Origin of the sequence: Chryseobacterium sp. KMC2 (genome assembly GCF_016756935.1) — a bacterium.
GTDB classification, from domain to species: domain Bacteria; phylum Bacteroidota; class Bacteroidia; order Flavobacteriales; family Weeksellaceae; genus Chryseobacterium; species Chryseobacterium rhizosphaerae.
Genome location: NZ_JAESIT010000019.1, coordinates 65,564 through 91,657 on the forward strand (window position 1 = coordinate 65,564; position 26,094 = coordinate 91,657).

The window sequence follows — 26,094 nt, forward strand, 5'->3', positions numbered from 1 at the left end:
TTGAGCGGAATCTTATATTTTGTTCCTACGCCTGTAGGAAATTTGGAAGATATGACTTTCAGAGCAGTGAATGTTTTGAAAGAAGTTGATTATATTTTATGTGAAGATACCAGGACTTCTGGTGTTCTTTTAAAACATTTTGAGATCTCAAAACCTTTGAAATCTTATCATTTGCATAATGAGCATCAGGCAACTGAAAAAGTGATTGCGGACCTTAAAAGCGGTCAGAATATCGCCATTATTACAGATGCGGGAACTCCGGGAATTTCAGATCCCGGTTATTTACTGGCAAAAGCCGGAGCTGATAATGGTTTAGAAATGATCTGTCTGCCGGGAGCTACGGCTCTTATTCCTGCTTTGGTGGTTTCGGGACTTCCCAATAATGAATTTCTATTTGCAGGATTTTTGCCCCAGAAAAAAGGAAGGCAAACAAAGCTTAAGCAGCTGGCTGAAGAAAAGAAAACTATCGTCCTGTATGAGAGTCCTCACAAGATCAATACTACTTTGGAACAGATCAAAGAATTCTTTGGAGAAGAGACCAAAGCAAGCTTAAGCCGGGAGATTTCTAAAAAATTTGAAGAAACTAAAAGGGGAACTATCAATGAATTAATTGAATTTTCCAAGAGTAAAACTTTAAAGGGGGAGATCGTTCTTATCGTCAATAATTCTATTTAATTGAAAAAATTAGTTTTCGTATTGTGCTCCACTATCTGTGCAGCACAGTCTCATCAGTACACTAAAGTCCTTTTATCAAAAAAGATTGGGAAAGAAGTCAGCTCCTATACAGAAGGATACGGAACGGTATATGATGCTGCTACCCGGAAACAGGGAATTGTAGATTCATTGGGGAAAATTACATTTGAATCTCCTTACAGAGGCAGTATTTATCATATTTTCAAAAACAGATTTGTGCTTAGGTCTGAAGAAGGAAGCAGAGCTAGATCAGGAATCATTGATGAAAAAGGAAATGAGCTGATTTCTTTGGATGAACAGGAGTTTAATACGCCGTGGTTCAGCAAAGAGCGGATTATTTCTTCCAGACAAGATAAAGAGGCAGTTTATGATTATAATGGGAAACAGATTATTCCTTATTCTGATAAAATAAGATTTGTTGCCAAGAACAGGTTCTTTGTTTTACAAAATAAAAAATGGCTGCTTTACGATTTTAATGGCAGGCAGGTCACTGAAAGGGAATTCAGAGAAGATTATCACTTTGAAGAGGATAAAGCTTTGATTGTTAATGAAGAAGGGCAGAGTGAAATTATTGGATTAAATGGAAATACACTCCATCGGTTTTCAAAGAATATAGTAGATATTAATGCATATCCCTATCTTATTACAAAGAACAAAAACACAGGAAAATATGGGTTAATCGATCTCGATGAAAATACCATTGCTGAAGAGATTTTCTCTGATATTACTCCTGAATATTTTGGCAAAAAAGAATATATCTATCTTAAAAAAAGCAATAAAACAACTGTTTTTTATAAGAAAGACCAGAAGCTTTATCCCAGCAGTTTCAGGTATCTGACTCCTTTGTTTGACCGTCTTTTCAATGTGTACAATGATCAATCAAAGAAATCAGGAATCGTTGATGTAGAAGGCAATATAATTATCCCTCAGGAATACGATTTTATCAAAAGCTTTGTCATCTCAGGAAAAGACTTTATTTATCTTAAGAAAGAAAATGAAGAAAAGCTGTTGGACAAAGATCTTAAGAATATGCTGCATGATGGGGATCAGGTCCTTGGTTTTTATCCTAATAGTTTAATGATCAGAAATCAGGATAAGTACTACCGGTTTTCATTGGGAAATCGCTCGTTGACAGAGTTACAGGGTATTACCATGATCAAAAGCTTGGATACAGATTATTTTAATCTCCTTAATCAATATTCAAAACCGTTGGTATGCAAAAATAAAGATAATCTGTTTGGTATTTTAGACGAAGCAGGAAAAGAAATTGTTCCTTTTGTATATGAAGACATCGTAGTATTTGAAAACTATGAAAATGAAATTGTAGTAAAGAAAGATGGCAGATATGGTGTTCTGAATTTCCAAAATGAGCCTCTGAAAGAGATTATTTATGATGCGTATTTTTGGGAAAAAGAAGTATTAAGGCTGGATAAAAACAAAAAATCCGACTTTATTTATTTTACAAGGTTCAGAAATGTGGCCTCTCAACTTTAATAAAAAAGTGAAAATTGATAAAAAAAATCAGTAATTTAATGATTTGAATGCGTTGCATGACAATTTATAATATCTTTGCAAACCGTTTAATTCTGGAAAAGAATTATAGATCGAAAATGAGTCAGCATTCATAAGCTGAATGAGTTATAAAGAAAATAATTGTCAATAAATATGAAACTATTAGAAGGAAAAGTAGCACTAATTACCGGAGCTACAAGAGGAATCGGGAAAGGGATTGCTGAAGTATTTGCACAACATGGTGCAAAAATAGCATTTACTTATGCCGGCTCTGTAGACAAAGCTAAAGAATTAGAAGCATCTTTAAGTTCTGTAACCCAAATTAAAGGATATCAGTCTGATGCATCGGATTATGATGCTGCTCAGCAATTGGTAGATGATGTAATGAAGGAGTTTGGGCAAATTGATATTTTGATAAACAATGCAGGGATTACAAAAGATAACCTGCTATTGAGAATGTCTAAAGAAGATTGGGATCAGGTATTGAGAGTAAATTTAGATTCAGTTTTCAACCTTACAAAAGCGGTAATCAAGCCGATGATGAAGGCCAGATCAGGATCTATTATCAATATGACTTCTGTAGTCGGAATTAAAGGACATGCAGGACAGGCAAACTACGCGGCTTCTAAAGCCGGTGTAATTGGATTCACCAAATCTGTTGCCCTGGAACTGGGATCCAGAAATATCAGATGTAATGCTATTGCTCCAGGATTCATTGAAACGGAAATGACAGCTGTTTTAGATGAGAAAATAGTTCAGGAGTGGAGAGAGGGTATCCCTATGAAAAGAGGAGGACAGCCTGCAGATGTTGCTAATGCCTGTGTATTTTTAGGAAGTGAAATGGCTTCTTATATATCAGGACAGACATTGAACGTTGACGGAGGAATGTTAACTTAAAATATAAAAGGCTGTACATTCCGTACAGCCTTTTTTTTATTCTTATCGCTGCTCATTCAGCAGATTAAAATAATCAATATTAGTCTTTAAAGATTTGATTTTCCTGTTCCTGAACTCTAATAAAAGTAGTTCTTTTGGAAAGCTGTTTAAGCTTGGAAGCTCCTACATAAGTACAGGTAGATCTTACCCCGCCTAAAATATCTTTCACGGTTTCTGATACAGGACCTTTGTAAGCAACTTTTACGGTCTTTCCCTCAGAAGCACGGTATTCTGCTACGCCTCCGGAATGTTTATCCATAGCTGTTTTTGAGCTCATCCCATAAAAAAAACGGTATTTTTTACCATTTTCCTCTACCATTTCGCCTCCGCTTTCATCATGTCCGGCGAACATTCCTCCCAACATCACAAAATCTGCTCCGCCCCCAAATGCTTTGGCTACGTCTCCGGGAACCTTACAGCCTCCGTCTGCTATAATGTGGCCTCCTAAACCATGAGCAGCATCTGCACATTCAATGACCGCTGAAAGTTGAGGATATCCTACCCCTGTTTTCACCCGGGTGGTACAAACTGATCCGGGGCCTATTCCTACTTTAATGATATCTGCTCCTACCAAAAGAAGCTCTTCTACCATCTCTCCGGTTACTACATTTCCAGCTATAATAATTTTATCCGGAAAATTCGCCCTTGCTTTCTTCACAAATCCCACGAAATGCTCCGAATAACCATTGGCTACATCAATGCAGAGAAACTCGATTTTTGGATGCTTTTCAAGGATCTGTCTGATTTTTTCTTCATCAGCTTTTCCTGTACCGGTACTTAAAGCGATATACTGATAAATACTTTCAGGCTGGCTTTGAAGAAATTCACTCCATTCTTCCACGGTATAGTGTTTATGGATAGCTGTAATTATTTTTTCTTTTGCCAGTTCTACAGCCATTTCAAAAGTACCAACCGTATCCATATTAGCTGCAATGACAGGGACCCCGCTCCATTTCTTTTGAGAATGTCTGAAAATAAATTCTCTTTCCAGATCAACTTCTGACCGGGATTTTAGAGTAGAACGTTTGGGACGGAACATTACATCCTTGAATCCCAGTTTTATTTCATATTCTATACGCATTTTATAATTATTTGTCAGAATAAAGGTAGTAAATAATCTCAAATAGATTATTTTTGAAGCAATGGATTTTCCTGTAACTTTCCATATTTTCGGAACAACAATTCTGGCACATCCTATTTTTGAAACAATTGGGATGTTCTTGGGTATGCGGTATTATTTTTACCTTAAAAGGAAGTCGAAAGAGAAGCTTAGTTTCAATACTTCCGCTGCTGTATTAATAGGAGCCACAGCCGGAGCTTTAATAGGTTCAAAACTGATTGGAAACCTTGAAAACCCTTATACACTATTCGAAAATTTCAGCCTTAAAAGATTTTGGTCTAACAATACGATTGTGGGCGGCCTGGCTTTTGGGTTAATTGGAGTGGAGCTGGCGAAAAAAATAGTGAAACATACAGAAAGTACCGGAGATTTAATCGTTTTTCCTTTAATGCTTGCCATAATGATCGGAAGAGTCGGTTGTTTTCTTACGGGAATTCATGAAGAAACCTATGGAATTCCTACCGATTCAATCTTTGGAATGCATCTGGGAGACCAATATTTAAGACATCCTGTAGCGCTTTATGAGATCGCATTTCTATTTATTTTATGGATTGCTTTACGTTATATCCAGCGGGTGAAAAACCACTCCTCAGGATTTATTTTTCAGGTATTTATGCTCAGCTATTTTACTTTCAGACTCTTTTTGGATTTCATTAAGCCAAGAATAGAAATTGCCGGTAATTTAGGGACTATACAGATTGTATGTATTTGTGTAATTATTTATTACATTTATACTATTAAAAATACCAAATCCTTATATTAAAATATTCACGATGAAATCTTTAACAATTTTAGAAGTGGGCAACCTGGCCGGCGTAGTCGTAATGATCATTGGACTGATTATTTTGGGCGCTTTGTTAATTTCTCTGGTAGTCGCTTTCATTACGAAAGTAATCTATGAATGGAAAGGAGACAGAAAGTTCAGTAAAAAACAATTTATACAAACGATGGTAATCTGTATTTTAATCTGCGGTTTGATTAGCGGATATATTTGTGGAGGCCTTTAAAATAATATTATGCCGGTAAGAAACTATACGTATTACGATTATACAATCAGCCTTTGCCCTGAATGTCTTAAAAGAGTGGGGGCAAAGATCATTATTGAGGATGAAACTGTTTTTATGACGAAAAGATGTCCTGACCATGGATTCTTTAAAACAAAAATAGCCTCAGATGTACAATATTATAAAAACATCAGGAATTATAACAAAGCGTCAGAGATGCCCCATCATTTCGGAACGGATGTGGAGTACGGATGTCCCTACGACTGCGGACTTTGTGTAGATCATGAGCAGCATAGCTGTCTTTCTATAGTAGAAGTTACAGACCGGTGTAATTTGACCTGTCCTACATGCTATGCCATGTCTTCTCCTCATTATGGAAGCCACAGAAGTCTGGAGGAAATAGAAGCGATGTTTGATATTATCGTTAAAAATGAAGGCGAGCCGGATGTTGTTCAGATCAGTGGAGGAGAACCTACCATACATCCTGAGTTTTTTAAAATCATGGACATTGCCAAGTCGAAACCCATCAAACACCTGATGTTAAATACCAACGGGATAAGAATAGCCAATGATCCAGGGTTTGCAGAAAAATTAGCGACCTATGCACCGGAATTTGAGGTATATCTTCAGTTTGATTCATTTAAACCTGAAGTATTGGAAGATTTCAGGGGAAAAGATCTTACGGCGGTAAGAATGAAAGCCCTGGAGAAACTGAATGCACTTAATCTTTCCACTACATTGGTTATTGTACTGCAGAAAGACAAAAATATAGATGAGATTGGTAAGATCATTGAGTTTGCTCTGAAACAGAAATGTGTACGGGGAATCACTTTTCAACCGGTAGAAATTGCGGGAAGAAACAGAGAAGATTCTTCTCATGAGAAAATTACCTTAACAGAAGTAAGGCAGGAAATCCTCAATCAGTTTCCTCTGTTAAATTCTGATGATATCATCCCTGTTCCCTGTAATCCGGATGCTTTGGCTATGGGATATATTCTAAAATTAGAAGAAGAAACCATCCCTTTAACCCGATATATCAATCCTGCTGATCTTTTGAATAATGAATCGAAAAACACCATTGTATACGAGCAGGATCAAGGACTTCAGATGCAGTTGCTGGATATATTCAGCACAGGGATTTCTGTAGATAAAGTACAACCTAAAGTTAACCAGTTACTCTGTTGTCTTCCAGAAGTATGTGCTCCCAATTTTGATTATGATAATCTGTTCAGAATTATCATTATGAATTTTATGGATGCTCATGATTTTGATGTTCGTGCGGTAAAAAAATCCTGCGTACATATTGTCAATAAGGACCTGAAGCTAATCCCTTTTGAAACAATGAATCTTTTCTATAGAGATGAAAAGAAGAATTATCTGGAAGAGCTGAGAAAAGAGGACAAGGTCCTGTTTTAATCTGAATCAGCATAAAAAAAATAAAGAGCCGTGAAATAATTTTCACAGCTCTTTTATATGTTCTTAAAAACCATTCGTAATAGAAAACGGTTATTTTACTTCTACACGGTCAAAAGTCATTACTTCTTCCAGCGTATTGATATACTCATATGCAGTAAGGTCGAATTTTACAGGTACGATAGAAATATATCCGTTGGCCAAAGCTGTTTCATCAGCATCTTCAGATTCATCCATATTGTTGAAATATCCTGTAAGCCAGTAGTATTTTTTTCCATGTGGATTTATTCTTTCGTCAAAACTTTCTTCCCATTTTGCATGAGCCTGTTTGCAGACTTTTACTCCTTTTATTTCTTCAGCAGGCAGTTTGGGAATATTGACATTCAGCACAATTCCTTTTGGCATTGGCTTTTCAAGAGTTCTTCTGACGATATTCTGAATATATTCTTTAGCCTGGGTAAAATCTGCTTCCCAGCTGAAATCCAGTAATGAGAATCCAATCGCAGGAATTCCTTCCACTCCGGCTTCTACAGCAGCAGACATCGTTCCCGAATAGATCACATTAATAGAAGAATTAGCCCCATGGTTAATTCCTGAAACAACAATGTCCGGTCTTCTTGTCATAATTTTGTCAAGAGCCATTTTTACACAGTCTACAGGAGTTCCACTACACGAAAAATCTTTTTGTGGACCTTCAAGGGTAACTTCTTCGTAGCTTAGAGTAGAATTAATGGTAATAGCGTGGCCTTTTCCACTTTGGGGAGAGTTAGGGGCTACAACAACAACTTCTCCGATTTCATTCATAAAATTTACAAGATTTCTGATACCAGGAGCTGTAATTCCATCATCATTAGTAACCAGAATAAGTGGTCTTTCCATAAAATATTTTAATTTTTTAATAAAAATGAAGTTTAGTTTGTCCGGTTATTCAACTTGGACAAAAAGAAATTTCAACACATCAAATGTAGTTAAAAATAACCTGTTATAAAATATCTGTTGGGTAATAAATGAATCAGATTTCTCAGAAAAAATCAAAAATAGGCGTAAAATAGAGTGTTTTCTGACCTTAAATATCAAAAAAACGAATCGGAACTAAGGGATGCTTTTCAGTGAAACTGCAACGGGTTTTATTTTTCAAAAATGACACCCACACAATCTCACTGAAATGTACATCTTTTAAAGTTTGATAATTTGAGTAAGGCTTAATCGAGAGGTTTTCTACCTGTTATAATATTGTAAAGAATAACAATAATGGCAATGACCAGGAGAACGTGAAGCAGGTATCCGGTACTGATTCCCGGTACAATTCCTAGCATTCCTAAAAGCCAAACAACGATACAAATGACTGCTACTAACCATAATATACTTCTCATAACGTTACATTTTTAAAGTTATCTGTTTAACTATCAGCATAATCTGTGCCTTTATGCCATAAAAACTGTTTTTGTGGTACCTGTTGTTTGGATTTGACAGCAAGGAAATAATGTCTTAAAGCCATTGTAGAAGGAGGGTGTAAAGGTATTTTCCTGTATGGGATAAAATTCAATGCTCAGGGAGTATAAAGAAGAGGCTGTATTATTTACATAGCTCTTTTGATAAAAATTACTAAAACTATACGATATTTGTAAATAAGGTATTAAATTTGATCGTTTGTAACAATACGAGTATTTTGTGTTACTAATTGATATACTTATTTTTAAAAAAAATTAATAAATACAGGACAGTTTATGTGGAAAAATTTCAAACTGAATAAATTTTTACTCCTAATTCCATTAACAAGTCTAATGTTTTGTTTCAACTCGCCAAAGAATGACGATGAAAAGATGCAAACAATAATGGTGAGCGTAAAAAATACACTTTCTTATCTTCATTATAGCCCAAAAACTATTAATGATGCCTACTCTAAGGACGTTTATAAGCATTATTTCGAATTGGTAGACCCTGCAAAAAGATATTTCCTGCAATCTGATATGGATGAATTCAGCAAGCATGAAACCAAGCTTGATGACTATATCAGCCAGGGTGATCTTACCTTTTATAAGCTTACAATAGACAGACTCTACCAAAGAGTGGATGACATTGATAAGATTACCCAGGATATTTTCAGTAAGCCGATTAATCTTCAGGAAGATGAAGCGCTTACCCTTGAGCCAAAGCTTAAAAAAATACCTGCCAATAAGCAGGAGCAGTATAACGAGTGGAAGAAGTTCATCAAATATAATATCCTTCAGGAGATTGAATCAATGAACAGTAAAGAGGAAGCTCAGAAAGAGAAAAAAGATTCCGTTCAGAAGTACAAACTGAAAGATACTATCAATTTCAAGGTTCTTACTCAGGATGAAAAGATTAAGAAGGCTACGGATGAAGTAAAAGACCTTGTAAAAGATACCTTTACAAGATTCAAAAAGAGAAAGAAAATGGATTGGTTTACGGTGTATATGAATGCATATACGGAAGTATTTGATCCACACACGAATTATTATTCACCAAAAGATAAAGAAGATTTCGACAGCCAGTTTACCGGAAAAGTAATTGGTATTGGAGCCATTATCCAGGAGAAAAAAGGAAATCTTTTCCTTGGTGCTCTAACCATTGGCGCTCCGGCATGGAAATCTAAGCAGCTTTCTGAAGGGGATAAGATCTTAAAGGTGAAATCTAAACCAAAAGATGATGCGGTAAATGTTGTAGGAATGCTTTCTGATGAAGCGGTAAGGCTGATCAGAGGTGAAAAAGGAACACCGGTAACACTAACGGTTCAGAAAAAGGACGGATCTATAAAGGACGTGACTATGATTCGTGAAGAGGTAGCTATTGAAGATACTTTTGCAAGAAGTATTGTAGTGAATACCCCTAACAGAAAGAAATACGGATTCATCAACCTTCCAAGCTTTAACGCAGATTTTGAAAATGCAAAAGGAAGAAATGCTTCCGATGATATTAAAAATGAAATAGTAAAGCTTAAAGCTCAGAATATTGAAGGGATTATTCTTGATCTGAGAAATAATGGGGGAGGATCTTTAACGGAAGTTGGAGATATTATGGGCCTTTTCATGGATGCAGGACCTTATGTTCAGGTGAAGGATGGAAATGGAAAAATCCAGACCTTAAAGAACAAATATGAAGCTCCTATATGGACGGGACCTTTAGTAATTATGCAAAATGAACTTTCAGCTTCAGCTTCAGAAATTTTAGCAGGAGTAATGCAGGATTACGGAAGAGCAATGATCATCGGATCACCTCAATCTTTCGGAAAAGGTACCGTACAGACTTTTGTGGATCTGAATAGATTTTTGAATACTGAAGATGATTTCGGATCTTTAAAGCTGACGATTCAAAAGTTCTATAGAATTACAGGAGAATCTACTCAGAGAAAAGGGATTGTTTCAGATATTCAGATGAAAGATTTCTTTACCTATGCTGAAGTAGGAGAGCGATATGATGATTACGCATTGGCGTGGGATAAAATTCCCCCTACAAAATTTGAAAAGCTGAACTATTTCAACATTCAGGCTCTTGAGAAAGCAAGCTCTGAAAGAATGGCTAAAAACAGCAATTATCAGTTGTTATTAGAATCAGCTCAGTGGAGAGAAAAGCTGGATAAAGAAGAAAACATTACGCTGAATATCAATAAATTTAATGAATTGATGAAGCATAGAAAGTCTCAGATTGAGAAGTTTAAAGCGCTGACTAAATTTGAAAACGGACTTCAGTTTATGATGTATCCAAGTGAAATAGAAAGAGAGAAAAAAGACGAAGCATTTAAGAAGAAATCTGAAATGTGGATCAAAAATCTGAAAAAAGATCTCTACCTGCAGGAAGCAATGAATATTGTTGCAGATATGGGAACAAAATCATAATCATAAAAAAAGCCGCTAATGAAAGTTAGCGGTTTTTTTTATTGAAATAAACAGGATTTATTTAATTTCTACACATCCCACTCTTCCTCCTGCATTTCCTGTAGGCTGAGTATGGAAATCGTCTGCTGCGGCATGCACGATAAGACCTTTTCCAATGATGTTTTTGGACTCATCTGTACAGGTAAGACACCATTTGTCTGTCTTAAAAGTTAAAGTAGCATTTCCACTCTCGTCTGCAATCAGGTTACCGATATCTCCCATATGGAAGTGCTCAGCTCCCCATTTTCCATGGTCATCTTTACCAGGATTCCAATGTCCTCCGGTAGATGTTCCATCCGCTGCAGAACAGTCTCCTTTTTCATGAATGTGTACCGCATGGATTCCAGGGGTCAGATGAGTGACATCAAGCTTCATAATTACATTGTTTCCCTGTTGGGTAAACTTTGCTGTTCCACCTGTTTGTGTCCCGCTCTTGGCGTTTACTGTATACGTTTTTATAGTGCTGCAAGAAGCTGCTAAAAATGCACACCCAGCCAATAATGCTAATGTTTGTACTTTCATTTTTAAATGATTTATAGTGATTATAGGCTAAAATTATAAAAGATTTTCCAAAGCGCTTTATGATTCCAGTCTTTTTTTCTGAAAAAGCCAGTTAATGATCCCTGGAATCTATAGAGGTTGCTGGGGAAGGTCCGGTCTTACTGGTAAAATAAATAATAGGCTTCAAAATAGGTTTAAAAAAGAAAATGACTATTTTTAATCTAATTTATTTTTGATGATTATTCTATATTCATTTATTGATGAAAGCAGGCACAAGTTTTTGATGGACAGATATTTGAATGCTTTCTCAGAAGATTTTAAGGAAGATATTCTGAAGTACAGACGCTGGCAGGATGCCCAGCTTTCCTTGTTGGGAAGAGTTCTTTTGCTACATGGATTAAGTGCTCATTATGGCATCAATGAGGCTGATATTGGAAGATTACCCAATAATAAACCCTTTTTAAAAGGTCACTCTATCCATTTTAATATTTCTCACTCCAAAAATCTTGTGGCTTGTGTTATAGCTGATTTTCCTATTGGAATTGATATTGAGTTCTCTGATGAAACTATCAATTATTTGGATTTTGAATTTCAGATGACGGCAGGTGAATTTGAAGAAATCCATCATTCTGAAGACAAAATAAGCAGTTTTTTTTCTTATTGGACAAAAAAAGAAGCCGTTTTAAAAGCAGAGGGTAGTGGCATGATGATTTCTCTTGATTCGTTTGAAATTTTAAACAATGAATGTGTTATTGAAGGAAAAAAATTCTTCACCAAGGAGTTTTTTATAGATAAAAGATATCACTGTTGCATAGCATCTGAGGATTTGAGTATCAAGAATAAGTCCATTTGTTATGAATTGTTTCAAAATTGATGCATGCCTGTTAGAATGCATTGTAAGGGCTGTTTTAATGCAATTTTTTTGAAAAAAAAACTTAAAATAAATCATATATTAGTGATAAAATAAGATTTTTTTACAAAATTTTCTTTGTGATTTCAAAATTAACATATATCTTTACACGGAGAAAAAGAAATTATTTCAACACTAAAAATTCACAATGAGAAAAAAAATATTGCTGCAAATTTGCATTTGCTTCAGCATGTTTTCGCTTGCACAAGTAGGTATTAAGAAGGACAACCCAAATCCTAGTACAGACCTTGAGCTTGGTTCGAATAACAAGGCTCTAATTTTGAATAGAGTTCAAAACACAAGTGCTGTTCCCAATCCTGTCAACGGAATGATGATTTATGACCTGTCAGAAGAATGTGTAAAAGCATATCAATCTGGAAAATGGTCAAAATGTTTAGGCAAAAATCTAAAAGCCCAAAAAACTTCCGATCCACAATCTTTATCGAAGAGTTCAGTCAACCTGTCCCATGACTTTAATGATAGGCAGCCTTATCATGAACAAGACATTACGTATACACAAGAGATGAGAACTCTTGTGAAAGACGAGGTATTGAGATAAATGGATTAGTGGTAACACTGCCCGCCATAATTTTCACGGAAGGTAAAGTTATAATATTCAGTACAGTACTCTGGCCAGAGCAAGTAATGAAAAATGAGAATTTCATTACCTGTAAATCGTTTTTACCCCTGAATATATAACGGATATTATCGTCCTGAAAATGAGTTTCAGACAGAAATTTCCTAAGATTGATCTACATTCAGTAATTGCTTTATAAATAGGCATCATACTAACTGTTACGGGAAAACTATGTCTAATTGGCAAGCGTTAATTGTTGCAGGAAGTTATTGTTTTTTAGATATTTAGCGATCTGTTATTTACATTGATTCTTAAAAATATTCTGAACCTCAGTGTCCGGGCTTACCATTACTTATTTTTCACAATTTCAAAAAAACAAACACATTATATGAACCAAATTCTTTATTAAAAACGAATATTTTAAGATGAAAAAACTATTATTATCGATTTATTTAAGTGCTAGTACTTTATCCTTAGCTCAGGTTGGGATTAATACTGCCAATCCTCATTTAAGTTCTGATCTGGAACTGGGGTCTACAAACAAAAGTTTATTACTGAACAGGGTTCCTAATACAGGGGCTATTGCTAACCCGGTTAACGGCATGTTAATCTATGACGTAGCAGAACAGTGTGTAAAGGCATTTCAGGGTGGGGCATGGTCTCAGTGTTTCTGGAAAGAAAATACAGCTTTCGTTTTAACGTGTGCTTCCGCAGTGTTTGCTCCTTCTCCTGCTGTTCAGAATCAACCTTATACAGGAACGTTAACAATTCCTTACACAGGTGGAGATGGGAGTGCTTATGCTGCGCAGAGTGTTCAGGCTAATGGGCTGACCGCTACTTTACCGGCAGGTACCTTTGCTGTAGGAAATGGAAGTTTACAGTATAACATTACCGGAACTCCGGTTAGTACACCTTCAGCTGTATTCAACATTAGCATAAACGGAAGTACATGTTCCGGTCTTTCACTTACGGTGAATAGTGGAACACCGGTAATCCCTCCAACGATTACAATACTTGAGGGAATATATTTTGTAGGATCTGTTTACGACAATGATTATTCTCCATTTACAGCACCTACAGGACCTGCTACTACTGCCAGACCTGTTGCGGCTGATGGTGTACCGGATAAATTAGCCGATTACCAGGGCTTTATCCCGACAACTGGGCTTGAAATTTATATACCTGTAACCGCTACAGGAACGGGTAATCTTTCAGCGTGGAGCTCTATAACAACGGTTCCTGCTAACCTTACTGAGGACGGTATTTCCAGACAGCTTAGACTTTCCTGGAATGCCCAGTCTTATACTGCAGGAAGCAAGTCAATTAAAGCAACTCTTACAGCAATCGGTGGTACACTGAATGCCCGTAAACTGGACATTAATGCAGGAATAGGGAATGATTATCTTGGTGTATTAATGGCAAGATTCCAGTTTCCTTCCAATAATACTGGAGCATCAAAGAATTATGATGTCCGTATATTACCAGGTATTCCTGACAGAAAATTCGGATTGCCTGATAACTTGGGAGCTCTGAATCATAATTTCCTTTATTTACCGGTTCAGGCTGAAGATGGATATACTTGGTTAAATAATAACCTGGGTGCGGATTATACCAATACAAACAGTCCTTCTTTCAGTATTGCACAACAGGCAACAGCTGCCAATGACTATAAAGCTTACGGATCATTATTCCAATGGGGAAGAAAACCGGATGGACATGATTTGATTAACTGGACTTCGTCTACTACCGGAACTCCAGTGAACCCAACGACTACCGGTACCGCGAATGATAATCCTACAGATACCAGATTCATTGCTACAGGAAGTGACTGGAGAGTAACTCCAAGTATTACACTTTGGGAAAGCAGTACTGCTGTAAATAACCCATGTCCTATTGGATTTGCAGTTCCATCACAGGCGCAGCTACAGAATTATTTAAATGCTTCTAATTTAAGTAATGGAATTGCTGGTGCTGCAGCAAGCAAATTAAAACTTCCTGCTGCCGGAACTCGTGATGCGGGTCTTGGAAATATATCAACGGTTACAACAGGAAATTCCGGACTTTATTGGAGCCGAAGTGCCGGGTCTCTAGCTAGTCCGTCAGCATATACAATGCAAATTCCACAATTTGGTGCTCCTTCCTCGACATTTGGTGCGAGTAAGGCACAAGGAATCTCAGTTCGTTGTATTAAAGAGTAAAAAAACAAATTTTAAATAATCACTAGGGTAGTTGTCGACATTGTTAACAACTACCCGACGTGGTTAAAATACCCTCCTGTAATTAGAATTATTGATCTAAAATAAGCTTGTTATTACACAAACTTCAGGACAAATTAACAAAAACACAAATTTAAAATATACAAATACTTCTCATTATCAACACTTAATGGAATCCAATACGTATTTGATGATTATCTATAAAAATCCTAACCTAACCCTAACCTAATATCCGCAAGGATATAATCCCCATGAAGCTAACATCTTACCAATCGACTTTTTACAATGAATGGATACTGAATCCATTTAGAAGTGACTACAACATTATTTTTGACCAGTCAATGTCCGGATATATAGATATTCAGAGATTGAATTCAAGCTTAGTCCGGTTTGTCAACAATAATTTACTCCTCAACAGTAATGTTATAAGTGAATCGGGAAGCTTATACTGGAAGCACAGACCGCTGCTTTCTGAAGATGCTCAAATATTGACATTCATTGCCCATGAACCGGGTGCTGAAGAGGTATTAAAGCTTGCCTTACAGCCGTTTGATCTTGAAAAGGACCAGCTGGCAAGATTTTATGCAATCAAACTTGATAATGGAGGATATAGGATTATCCATATCTTTTCTCATATTCTTGTTGACGGTCTAAGTGCTAACAGTATTTATGCAGAACTCAGTACCTTTTACAATGATCTTAGCTATGTAAACCCAATAAGTCTGGCAGAGCAGGAAAAATTATATGAAAAACTGAGGGGTCAGTTTGATGATATACTGACAGTTGGGAAAGAAGAAATGTCTGATTTCTGGGAAAACAGTCTGAAAGATGTAGAAAATATTGGATTTAAATTTCTGCAGACCTCAGATTTAGTTCGTTCGGATCTTGAACAGAAAACCCCGCTTCTCACCAATCCGGTAAGTGAACTCCGGTTTAATTTTCCCGAACCTGTATTTCTTAAGGTAAGACAACTAACATCAAAATATAAACTTACGCCCTATACATTTGGGCAATTGGTATTAGCTGTTTTGCTTCATAGAATTTCCGGAATAGATAACCTGGTGATCAACTATCCTGTTGGTATTACGGAAGGACAGGACTTTATTTTTGGAGCTCACATCAATACTATTTTGAAGGGATATAGGTTTCATAAAGAATCTTCGCTTCAGGATCTTGTACAGCAAAATTTAGATTATACCCATCTGCTGAAAAAAAGTAAGGCGAGATATCTTCCTATTGAAGAGCTTATCAGCCATGCTCCTACATCAAATATATTGGAATTTGGATTTGTTCAGACCAGTCTTAAGGATGTAGTTATTCATTATGAAGGAGCCAGTAGTGTAATTATTAATAGCGACCTGAATGTTGATTTGGTAGGAAAATTATCATTTGAGCAGGAAGTAAGAGATGGACAGATTAATTTTAAAGTTCGTTATGCCAATCAAAAACTTGATGTCAGACTGGTTACGGGATTTGTAGACATTTATAAGGAACTGTTTATTGAAATACTGGAAGATTTACTGGAAGGGAAAGTAGAAAAACAGATCACAAACTATGAGCTGCTAAGTGATGATTCTTATCAAAATACAGTGACTTCCTGGAACGGGATAGGGTCTGTAGTTTCAGATAAAACCCTTTCTGATTTATTTGAATCTCAGGCAGCAAGAACTCCTGAAGCGATTGCGTTGGTTTATGGAGATGTTAAATTAAGCTATAAAGAACTTAATGAGCGTTCAAACCGCCTGGCAAATTATCTGATAAAAACCCATGCACTTGAGCCGGATGATCTGGTTCCATTATGTCTGGAACGTTCAGAACATATGCTGATTGCTATTTTAGGAGTATTAAAATCCGGGGCAGCTTATGTTCCTATGGATCCCTCTTATCCTTCAGACAGAATAGAACATATTCTTAAAGATACAGGCAGCAAAATAGTTATTGCTGAAGAGAGTACGATGGAGAAAGTGAAAACTCCTTTTGGGGTTTCTATTTCTGTGAATCATCGTGATTTCCAAACTATTATGGAATCACAGAAAGTATCAAATCCTGTTACGGAAGTTGAATCAGATAATCTGGCCTATGTTATTTATACCAGTGGAACCACGGGACTGCCTAAAGGAGTTATGGTGGAACACAGGAATGTAGTCAACGTTGTTTCTCAGGTAAGAGAGGCTTATGGTTTCAGTGAAGGAGAGAAAATAACTGCTTATACGTCCTATGTTTTTGACGTATCCGTATCCGAGTTTTTCAACAGTTTACTGTATGGAAACGAACTTCATCTGTTGGATGAAGAAACGAAGAAAGATGCCGATGCCATCAGCAGATACTTAGTTTCTAATGAAATTGCTTATACCTATTTACCACCGGTGATGCTTTCTGTTCTTCCACGTGTGTCTTACCCATTCCTTAAAGGTTTGTTGTATGCAGGAGAGCCTTGTGATTATGAAACCGGGAAATACTGGTCAGAAGAGAAAGTGTTGTACAACCTTTACGGCCCTACCGAAGCAACGATCTATGCCACTTACAAACAGGTAGAACATGGAGATGTTCATCTGATTGGCCGTCCGGTAGGGAACAGTTCAGCTTATGTGCTGGATGAATCCCATCGCTTGGTCCCTATAGGAGCTGTAGGTGAGCTTTATCTTGGAGGAGTGGGAATAGCAAGAGGCTATTTAAACCGTGCTGATCTGACCGAAGAACGTTTCATTGCTAACCCTTTCCAAACGAAAGAGCAGAACGAGAATGGAGAAAATGGAAGACTGTACAGTACGGGAGACCTTGTGCGTTGGCTTCCTGATGGCAATATAGAATACATTGGGAGAAATGATTTCCAGGTAAAGATCCGGGGTTACAGAATAGAGCTTGGAGAGATCGAAAACCGATTGTCTCAGCATCCTGAAGTAAAACAGTCTGTGGTATTGGCCAAAGAGAACAATACGGGGATGAAATACCTTGCCGGATATTATGTATCAGCAGGAGAGCTGGATAATGAACTCCTTACTGAGTATTTATCCTCCTCTTTACCGGAATATATGGTGCCGAGTGTCTTTGTTCATCTCACCTCTTTACCATTGACCATCAATGGTAAGCTAGACAGAAAACAGCTTCCTGAACCTGATTTCAGTGGAGACAGAGAATATACCGGACCTGAAAATGAACAACAAGAAAACTTGTGTAAGATTTATGGAGAAATCTTAGGCGTCGCTCCTGAACATATTGGTATCCACGATGATTTCTTCCGATTAGGAGGAAACAGTATCATGGCGATCAAACTGATCAGTAAGATCAAACAAGAGATGGATATTCGGGTGAATGTGACCATGATATTCAGCCATAAAACAGTTGCATCATTGTCTCATATACTCAACGGAGAAAACAATCAGGCGGAAGAGATTGTCATCAACCCTGTAATAGTATCATCACCTGAAGAACAGCGTTTGTCTTTTGCACAGGAAAGACTTTGGTTTATAGAAACTTATGAAGGAGGAAGCAATGCATACAATATTCCGATGATCTTCATGTTGGGTGAAAATGTTCAAATGGAACTTCTTCAGCAGTCTTTTGAAACACTGACTCAACGCCATGAAGTGTTGAGAAGTCTCATTCGTACAACAAAAGACGGAGAGGGATATCAGGTTATAACCGGGCAGGAACTTCCCATCTATACTGGAAAAGTAAACTCCAGAAAAGAGCTTGATGAAGCGATTAACCATGCAGCAAACAAAGTTTTCCATCTGGAAAAAGAGCTCCCGATGAGCATTAATATTTTCAATCTGGAGAACCGCAATTATCTTTCTGTTGTGATTCATCATATTGCTTTTGACGGATGGTCTACAGATATTTTTATTAGAGAATTATGCAGCATTTATCAGTCTCTTTCTGAAGGGAAAAATCCTGATTTACCGGAATTAAAAATACAATACAAAGACTTTGCATTATGGCAGAGAGATTATCTTACAGGGGAAAGACTCGATCAACAAATTGTTTACTGGAAAAATAAACTTGATGGTTTCCAAACACTGGATCTTCCTCTGGATCTTAAAAGACCTGCCCATATTTCTTATGCAGGGGCAACACAATACTTTGACCTGCCCGCAGATCTTGTATCAGAACTGAGAAATCTTTCAAAAGATCTCGGAGTGAGTTTATACAGTATGATGCTAAGTGGCTACTATCTGATGTTATCTGCCTATTCCGGGCAGGATGATATTGTAGTGGGAAGCCCTGTTGCGAATCGTCATCATGTGGGACTCGAAAATATCATAGGGTTCTTTGTCAATACGCTGGCTTTAAGAGAGAAAATTAATCCTGACCAGAAGGTCAAAGACTTTATTCTTCAGGTATCTGAATCTGTAACGGAAGCACAGTCTCATCAGGACCTTCCATTTGAGAAACTGGTGGAAGAACTTGGTGTAGAACAGGATATGTCCCGACACCCTGTTTTTCAGGTGATGTTTGGGCTTCAAAGCTTTGATGGCGGAACTTCTTTTAAAAACCATGAAGCTGTGCTTCAACCCTTTGATGGAAATATAGACTATCAATCAGCAAAGTTTGACCTGACCATGATGATTGATGACCATGGGGATGTGATCCGGGGAATTTTCAATTATGCGGTGTCCCTTTTCAGCTATGAGACGATTATGCGTATGATGGATTCTTATTTGTTTTTCCTGAAGCAGCTTGTTAACATTGGAAATAGAACAGAAAACAATTCCATAAAGAACCTGACCCTTATAACAAAAGAAGACCATCAAAAAATAACAGGAGAATGGAATACGGCTGGGCTTGCATATCCTGAAGAAAAGACAATTCATCAGTTATTTGAAGATCAGGTAGAAAAAACACCTGATCAAATAGCTGTAGTATATCAGAATAATAAGCTTTCTTATCGTGAACTGAATCAGAAAGCGAACCAACTGGCCCATTATCTTATTGAAAACTATAAGCTTACATCAGATGATCTTATTCCTCTTTGTTTAGAGCGTTCGGAAGATATGCTGATTGCAATTTTAGCAGTCTTAAAGACCGGAGCAGCTTATGTACCTATGGACCCTGCTTACCCTGCAGACAGGATAAAGCATATTCTTGATGATACCGGAGCAAAAATAGTTCTTACTCAGGAAAGGACTTTAGAAAAAGTAAGAAGACTGGACCATGTGACCGGAATATCTATTGATGAAGAAACATTCAGAACCTTTATCGGTAAAATAGATCCTAAAAATCCGGTGACTACAACCCGGCCTAACCATCTTGCCTATGTCATCTACACCAGTGGAACCACCGGAATGCCTAAAGGAGTAATGATAGAGCATAGAAATGTGGTGAATGTGGTGAATCAGGTAAGAGATGCATACGGATTCAGTGAAGGAGAAAAAATAACAGCTTATACGTCCTATGTTTTTGACGTATCTGTATCAGAATTTTTCAATACTTTATTGTTTGGAAATGAGCTGCATTTGCTTGATGAGGTTACTAAAAAGGATGCAGATTCAATAAGCAGGTATCTCTTGGATCATCAGATAGCTTATGCTTATTTACCTCCCGTAATGTTATCCGTACTTCCAAAAATACAGTATCCGAACCTAAAAGGATTGCTCTATGCGGGAGAACCGTGTGATTATGAAACCGGAAAATACTGGTCTGAACAGACCCTCCTTTACAATCTTTATGGACCTACCGAAGCTACAATTTATGCTACTTATAAACAGGTATATCATGGAGATGTACATTTGATTGGACGTCCTGTAGGGAATGCGTCGGCTTATGTGCTGGATAATCTTTATCGCCCGGTTCCTGTAGGAGCTGTAGGTGAACTGTATATTGGTGGAGACGGCATTGCCCGCGGATATCTGAACAGACCGGACCTGACTGCTGAACGATTCATTTCGAATCCTTTCCAAACGGAAATACAGAAAAGCAGAGGAAAAAATAATATAATATACAAAACCGGAGACCTTGTTCGATATCTTTCCAATGGTGATCTGGAATATCTTGGCCGTAATGACTTCCAGGTAAAAATCCGCGGGTACAGAATTGAGCTGGGAGAAATAGAAACCGCATTACTGGGCTATCCGGGGATTCGCCAGGCTGTTGTACTGGCTAAAGAAAATACTGCCGGCATGAAGTACCTTGCCGGATATTATGTATCTGATGCTCCTATAGAATCTTCCGTGCTTTCGGAATTCTTAGCAGAATCATTGCCTGAATATATGGTTCCTAATGCTTATGTATACCTTGAGTATCTTCCATTAACAATTAACGGAAAACTCGACAGAAGACAGCTTCCTGAACCAGAATTTACAGCAAGTATGGAATATGCAGCACCAGAGAATGAGCTGCAGGAAAAACTTTGCCATATTTATGGAGAGGTACTGGGAATAAATGCGGATACGATTGGCATTCATGATGATTTTTTCAAATTGGGTGGTAACAGTATCATGGCGATCAAACTGATCAGTAAAATCAGGAATCAGCTGGATTTCCAGATTCAGGTGGCTTCCGTATTCAGCCATAAAACCATTGCTTCTTTGAGCTCGGTGCTGGAATCAGACTCCACAGTCAATGAGCAGCTAATTATTGTACCGATTGTATTTTCTTCACCTGAAGAGCAACGTCTGTCGTTTGCTCAGGAAAGACTATGGTTTATAGAAGCTTTTGAGGGAGGAAGTAGTGCCTATAATATTCCGATGGCTTTCAGCCTGGGAGAAAAAATAAGATTGGATTTTCTTCAAAAGTCTATAGAAGCAGTGATAATGCGCCATGAAGTGCTTCGTTCGGTGATTCGAACTACTGAGAAGGGAATGGGTTACCAGGTGGTTACAGATCTTATTCCTGAGTTTACAATTACAGAAGTAGAGACAAGGGAAGAATTGGAGGAGAATGTAAACAGATCGGCCAACAAGATTTTCCGTTTGGAGCAAGAACTCCCTGTGGATATTAATGTTTTCAAGTTGAAAGAGCATTATTACCTGTCTGTAGTTGTTCATCATATTGCTTTTGACGGCTGGTCAATAGATGTATTTTTAAAGGAAATACAGGCAGTTTATGAAGCTCTTGTAGCCGGTAAGGATTCTCTACTACCCAATTTAAAGATTCAGTACAAAGACTTTGCGCTATGGCAGCGTAACTACCTTACCGGAGATGTATTGGAAAAACAGATCGATTACTGGAAAAAGACTCTTGACAGTTTTGAATCTCTTAATCTGCCTTTAGATCATAAAAGACCTTCCTATATTTCTTATGAAGGGGCTAGTATGTACTTTAATCTTTCTTCTGAGACGGGTTCTGGTCTGAGAAAACTTTCCAAAGATTTGGGGGTAAGTCTGAATAGTGTCATGCTAGGTGGATATTACCTGATGCTTTCTGGGTATTCAGGACAGAACGATATTGTATTGGGAAGTCCAATCGCCAACCGTCACCATGCAGGTCTTGAGGACATGATCGGATTCTTTGTCAATACACTTGCTTTGAGAGAGGCTATTGATCCTGAACAAAGCCTTAAAGACTTTATCCTTCAGGTCTCAAGATCGGTTACAGAAGCCCAGTCTCATCAGGATCTTCCGTTTGAGAAGCTGGTGGAGGAATTGGGTGTAGAACAGGATACCTCCAGACATCCTGTCTTTCAGGTGATGTTTGGACTTCAGAGTTTCGGAAGAAATTCTGATGATCACGAAACTTTATTTTCTCCTTTTGAGGGAGAAATTGATTATCAGGCCGCGAAGTTTGATTTAACCACCATGATAGATGATGGGGAAGAAAACATCCGCGGAATGTTTAACTATGCTGTATCTCTTTTCAATGGAGATACCATTATAAAATTAAAAGATACTTATGTGTTGCTTCTGGAGCAATTGGCCCAGATGAGTGATGCAGAAGCTAAAAATACCAGAATTAATGATCTTCATCTTCTGGAAGAGGGCGATTATAAAAAGATGACCGAGGATTGGAATAATACCGTTTCTGATTATTCATCTGAAAAAACCGTTCATAGGCTGTTTGAAGATCAGGTTGCAAAGACCCCAGATCAGATTGCACTAGTCTATCAGGATATTAAATTGTCCTACAAAGACCTGAATGAGAAAGCAAATCGTTTGGCCAACTATCTTATCCAAACCTACAATCTTCAGCCTGACGATATTATTCCTTTATGTTTAGATCGTTCTGAGAACATGTTGATTGCAATGCTAGGAGTGCTGAAGTCAGGGGCAGCTTATGTCCCGATGGATCCTTCTTATCCTGCAGACAGAATAAAACACATTCTTCAGGATACTGAGGCAAAACTTGTCTTAGGTCAGGAAAGTACAGCCGAAAAGCTGGAAGATGTGGGGGTAGACTGTATCGCTTTAGATGAGGTAAACATTAAAGCACAGCTTGAACTCACAGATTCAAATAATCCTGTTACCCAGGTGAATTCAGATAATCTGGCCTATGTCATCTACACCAGTGGTACAACAGGACTTCCTAAAGGAGTAATGATTGAACATAAAGGTGTTTCCAATCTGATCAAGCAGTTTGCTAAAGATCTGGATCTTATTTCTGAGGGAACGGCTTCCAAAAACTGTCTATGGTATGCTAATTACGTCTTTGATGCCCATGTTGCGGAACTTTATCCTGTCATTACTCACGGTCACAGTATTTATTTGCTAGATAAAGACAGACAGACTGATATTGCCGAATTACAACAATATATAGCAGTAAATACCATCAGTGTTGCCACTATACCACCGGTTTTACTGACTAAAGACTATATTTTACCTTTAGAAAAACTTATGGTGGCCGGAGACATAACAAATCCACAGCTCATGGCTCTTTATCAGGCTGAAGGAGTGGATATTATTAATGCTTACGGACCTACTGAGGGGACGGTTTGTGCAACGCTGCATTATTACAAGGAAGATGGTAATCCGTTGAATATCGGAGGTCCGATTGGGAATATGACGGCTTATGTGCTGGATAACCATATGCGGGCAGTTCCGGTTGGAGCTGTAGGTGAGCTTTATATCGGAGGATCCGGAATTGCAAGAGGTTACTTAAACCGTCCGGATTTAACTGAGGAACGCTTCCTTGAAAATCCATTCCAGACATTATCCCAAAAAGGAAGAGGAGAAAACAGCCGTTTATACAAAACGGGAGACTTAGTACGCTGGCTGGCTAATGGCGAGTTGGAATATGTTGGTCGAAATGACTTCCAGGTAAAAATCCGAGGCTACAGAATTGAATTAGGGGAGATTGAAAATACCCTGCTTCATTACCCTGGCATCCGTCAGACCGCAGTATTGGCTAAAGAAAACAAAGCGGGGATGAAATACCTTGCAGGCTATTATGTATCAGATGTTGAGGTTGATTCCAACCTTCTTTCTGAACATCTTTCCGCGAGCTTACCGGAATATATGGTACCGGGTGCTTTTGTACATTTAACAGCCTTGCCTCTAACGATCAATGGAAAGCTTGACAGAAGACAACTTCCTGAACCTGATTTTACGGGCAGCAAAGATTATATTGCTCCCCAAACTGATCTTCAGGCTAAACTATGCCAGATCTATGGCGATGTTTTGGGTCTTGATGTTGCAGGGATCAGTATCGAAGATGATTTCTTCCGCTTAGGAGGAGACAGTATTATCAGTATTCAGCTGGTAGGAAGAATCAGACAACAATTAAATATCAGGCTGACGGTTAGAGAAGTATTCACTACCCGGACTATTGTTTCTTTAGCTTTACTTCTCGAAGAGAAAAGTCAAAATGAAGAAATCAGTATTTTGGCAGAACAAGGCATATTGGACGGAAAAGTTTCGTTACTTCCGATCCAGGAATGGTTCTTCAGTCAGAAAGAAGCGGGCTATTTGGTAGATTTCAATCACTGGAATCAGGCCTTCTTACTTTATGTACCTGTTCTAAAGAAGGAGCTTCTGGAAGAATCAGTGAAGTCCCTGATTGAAAGACATGACGCACTTAGACTTCAATATCGCAGAGAAGATGGAAAGTCCATTCAGCAATATGGAAAACCAGAAATCCTTTCAGTCAATTATCTGGATGCTTCCGGATTAAATCCAGAAGAGCTTTCTCATGTATTTACAGAGTGGCAGTCCGGCTTTGATATTGAAAACGGACCATTGTGTCAGATCGGTTATATCAGTGGTTATGCAGATGGCAGCGCAAGGATGTACTTTGCCCTTCACCATTTGATCATTGATGCCGTAAGCTGGAGGATTATTACTGAAGACTTAAAGAATATTTACCAGTCTCTTGAAAAAGGAGATACAGAATATATTACAGCTCATGTAAAAGGAACAAGCTACAGACAATGGGTGGAAGCTGTGCGAAACTATAAAACAGAAAATCCGGAATCCCGGGCAAAGGAACTTTTATTCTGGAATACAACAGCGGATCATGTAGAAGAAAATAACAAAGGGCTGGATCAGTTCATGGTTAAAGATCAACACTACAGTGAGCTGCAATTATCCAAAGAGATTACTCAAACGTTGATTAGAGGAACCAATCATGCATATCATACCCAGATCAATGATTTATTGCTTTCCGCTTTATCCGTTACTCTTTCAGAATTAAGTGGAAAAGATATTCATCCTGTTTTATTGGAAAGTCATGGTCGTGAAGAAATATCAGGTAATCTTGATATTACGGAGACGGTAGGTTGGTTTACCACGATGTATCCATTGCTTCTGAGGAGAGGAAAGAATCTAAGAGATACTATTGTTTCCACCAAAGAGTCTTTGAGAATCATACCGAACAACGGAATAGGGTATGGCAGCTTGATAGGCTATACAGAACGTGAATTGCCTAAGGTCAGCTTTAATTATCTTGGGCAGTTGGATCAGGAAATTGGTGAGAAAAACTGGACTATTGTTGCCGAAGATAGTGGATTGAGTGTTGGAAAAAGAAATAAAGATAATAATCAGATCAGCATCAATGGTGCTGTTGTAGACGGACAGCTTAAATTTGGTGTTGCAGGCTACCTGAGTGAAGAAGAGATTAATCACTTTTCAGAACGATTGAAAGCCAATATAGAAACTATTGTAGATCAGCTTTCAAAGGAAAGTAAAAGCATACTTACTCCATCGGATATAGACTATATTGTAGAACAGGATCAGCTATTGGGTATTCAGGAGAAAGGGGAAATTGAAGGGGTTTATTTAGCGAATAGCTTACAGGAAGGCTTTGTGTATCATGCGTTAAACCAGGGAGATAAAGATGATGCCTACAGGGTACAGTTGATCTGGGACTACCATAGTAAAATAAATGAAGAGAAGTTAAAAGATTCCTGGAAACGTACCCAGGCCGCTTATCCGTCGTTGAGACTTC

The 26,094-nt window shown here is 37.8% G+C and carries 15 protein-coding genes; 11 read left to right on the forward strand and 4 right to left on the reverse strand.

Annotated features, from left to right (window positions below; translation table 11 throughout):
- From rsmI to fabG, 3 genes are all read left to right on the forward strand, one after another.
- On the forward strand, window positions 1-675 hold the full coding sequence (gene rsmI / locus JML65_RS19125; protein WP_047489981.1) for a 16S rRNA (cytidine(1402)-2'-O)-methyltransferase: 675 nt from the start codon (window positions 1-3) through the stop codon (window positions 673-675).
- Window positions 676-2,187, forward strand: a complete 1,512-nt coding sequence (locus tag JML65_RS19130; RefSeq protein WP_202271745.1) for a WG repeat-containing protein — start codon at window positions 676-678, stop codon at window positions 2,185-2,187. It abuts the gene before it with no gap.
- A 171-nt stretch (window positions 2,188-2,358) separates the two neighbouring features.
- Window positions 2,359-3,102, forward strand: a complete 744-nt coding sequence (gene fabG, locus JML65_RS19135) for a 3-oxoacyl-[acyl-carrier-protein] reductase (protein ID WP_047489987.1) — start codon at window positions 2,359-2,361, stop codon at window positions 3,100-3,102.
- Between the two features lie 79 nt (window positions 3,103-3,181).
- Here fabG and JML65_RS19140 read toward each other — a convergent pair whose 3' ends face one another.
- On the reverse strand, window positions 3,182-4,222 hold the full coding sequence (locus JML65_RS19140) for a GMP reductase (protein WP_202271746.1): 1,041 nt from the start codon (window positions 4,220-4,222) through the stop codon (window positions 3,182-3,184).
- 61 nt (window positions 4,223-4,283) lie between these two features.
- Here JML65_RS19140 and JML65_RS19145 point away from each other — a divergent pair, with 61 nt between their 5' ends.
- Genes JML65_RS19145 through JML65_RS19155 form a run of 3 tightly spaced genes read left to right on the forward strand, consistent with a single transcriptional unit; the run spans window position 4,284 to window position 6,681 of the window.
- Window positions 4,284-5,024 carry a prolipoprotein diacylglyceryl transferase gene (locus tag JML65_RS19145; protein ID WP_202271747.1) on the forward strand — a complete coding sequence of 247 codons (741 nt, stop codon included), beginning with the start codon at window positions 4,284-4,286 and terminating at the stop codon, window positions 5,022-5,024.
- 10 nt (window positions 5,025-5,034) lie between these two features.
- Complete coding sequence (locus JML65_RS19150; protein WP_047489996.1) at window positions 5,035-5,268, forward strand: hypothetical protein; 234 nt, start codon at window positions 5,035-5,037, stop codon at window positions 5,266-5,268.
- Window positions 5,269-5,277: 9 nt separating this feature from the next.
- A complete protein-coding gene (locus tag JML65_RS19155) occupies window positions 5,278-6,681 on the forward strand; it encodes a radical SAM protein (protein ID WP_202271748.1) in 1,404 nt (467 codons plus the stop codon).
- 90 nt (window positions 6,682-6,771) lie between these two features.
- On the opposite strand, the gene surE is transcribed toward JML65_RS19155, so the two are convergent.
- Together surE and JML65_RS19165 are read right to left on the reverse strand one after the other, a co-directional pair.
- Entirely contained in the window at window positions 6,772-7,557 is a 786-nt protein-coding gene (gene surE, locus JML65_RS19160) for a 5'/3'-nucleotidase SurE (protein ID WP_084086871.1), read from the reverse strand.
- 323 nt (window positions 7,558-7,880) lie between these two features.
- A complete protein-coding gene (locus JML65_RS19165) occupies window positions 7,881-8,051 on the reverse strand; it encodes a lmo0937 family membrane protein (RefSeq protein WP_047490006.1) in 171 nt (56 codons plus the stop codon).
- 354 nt (window positions 8,052-8,405) lie between these two features.
- On the opposite strand from JML65_RS19165, the gene JML65_RS19170 reads away from it, so the two are divergent.
- Window positions 8,406-10,535, forward strand: a complete 2,130-nt coding sequence (locus JML65_RS19170; RefSeq protein ID WP_202271749.1) for a carboxy terminal-processing peptidase — start codon at window positions 8,406-8,408, stop codon at window positions 10,533-10,535.
- A gap of 57 nt (window positions 10,536-10,592) precedes the next feature.
- Here the strand turns inward: JML65_RS19170 and JML65_RS19175 are convergent, their stop codons facing one another.
- A complete protein-coding gene (locus JML65_RS19175; protein ID WP_202271750.1) occupies window positions 10,593-11,096 on the reverse strand; it encodes a superoxide dismutase family protein in 504 nt (167 codons plus the stop codon).
- Between the two features lie 214 nt (window positions 11,097-11,310).
- Between JML65_RS19175 and JML65_RS19180 the strand changes: the two genes are divergently transcribed.
- From JML65_RS19180 to JML65_RS19195, 4 genes are all read left to right on the forward strand, one after another.
- A complete protein-coding gene (locus tag JML65_RS19180; protein ID WP_202271751.1) occupies window positions 11,311-11,949 on the forward strand; it encodes a 4'-phosphopantetheinyl transferase family protein in 639 nt (212 codons plus the stop codon).
- Between the two features lie 184 nt (window positions 11,950-12,133).
- Complete coding sequence (locus JML65_RS19185; RefSeq protein WP_237390936.1) at window positions 12,134-12,544, forward strand: hypothetical protein; 411 nt, start codon at window positions 12,134-12,136, stop codon at window positions 12,542-12,544.
- Between the two features lie 443 nt (window positions 12,545-12,987).
- Entirely contained in the window at window positions 12,988-14,760 is a 1,773-nt protein-coding gene (locus JML65_RS19190; protein WP_202271753.1) for a hypothetical protein, read from the forward strand.
- A gap of 269 nt (window positions 14,761-15,029) precedes the next feature.
- On the forward strand, window positions 15,030-26,094 hold an 11,065-nt coding region (locus tag JML65_RS19195), incomplete at its 3' end, for a non-ribosomal peptide synthetase (RefSeq protein ID WP_202271754.1).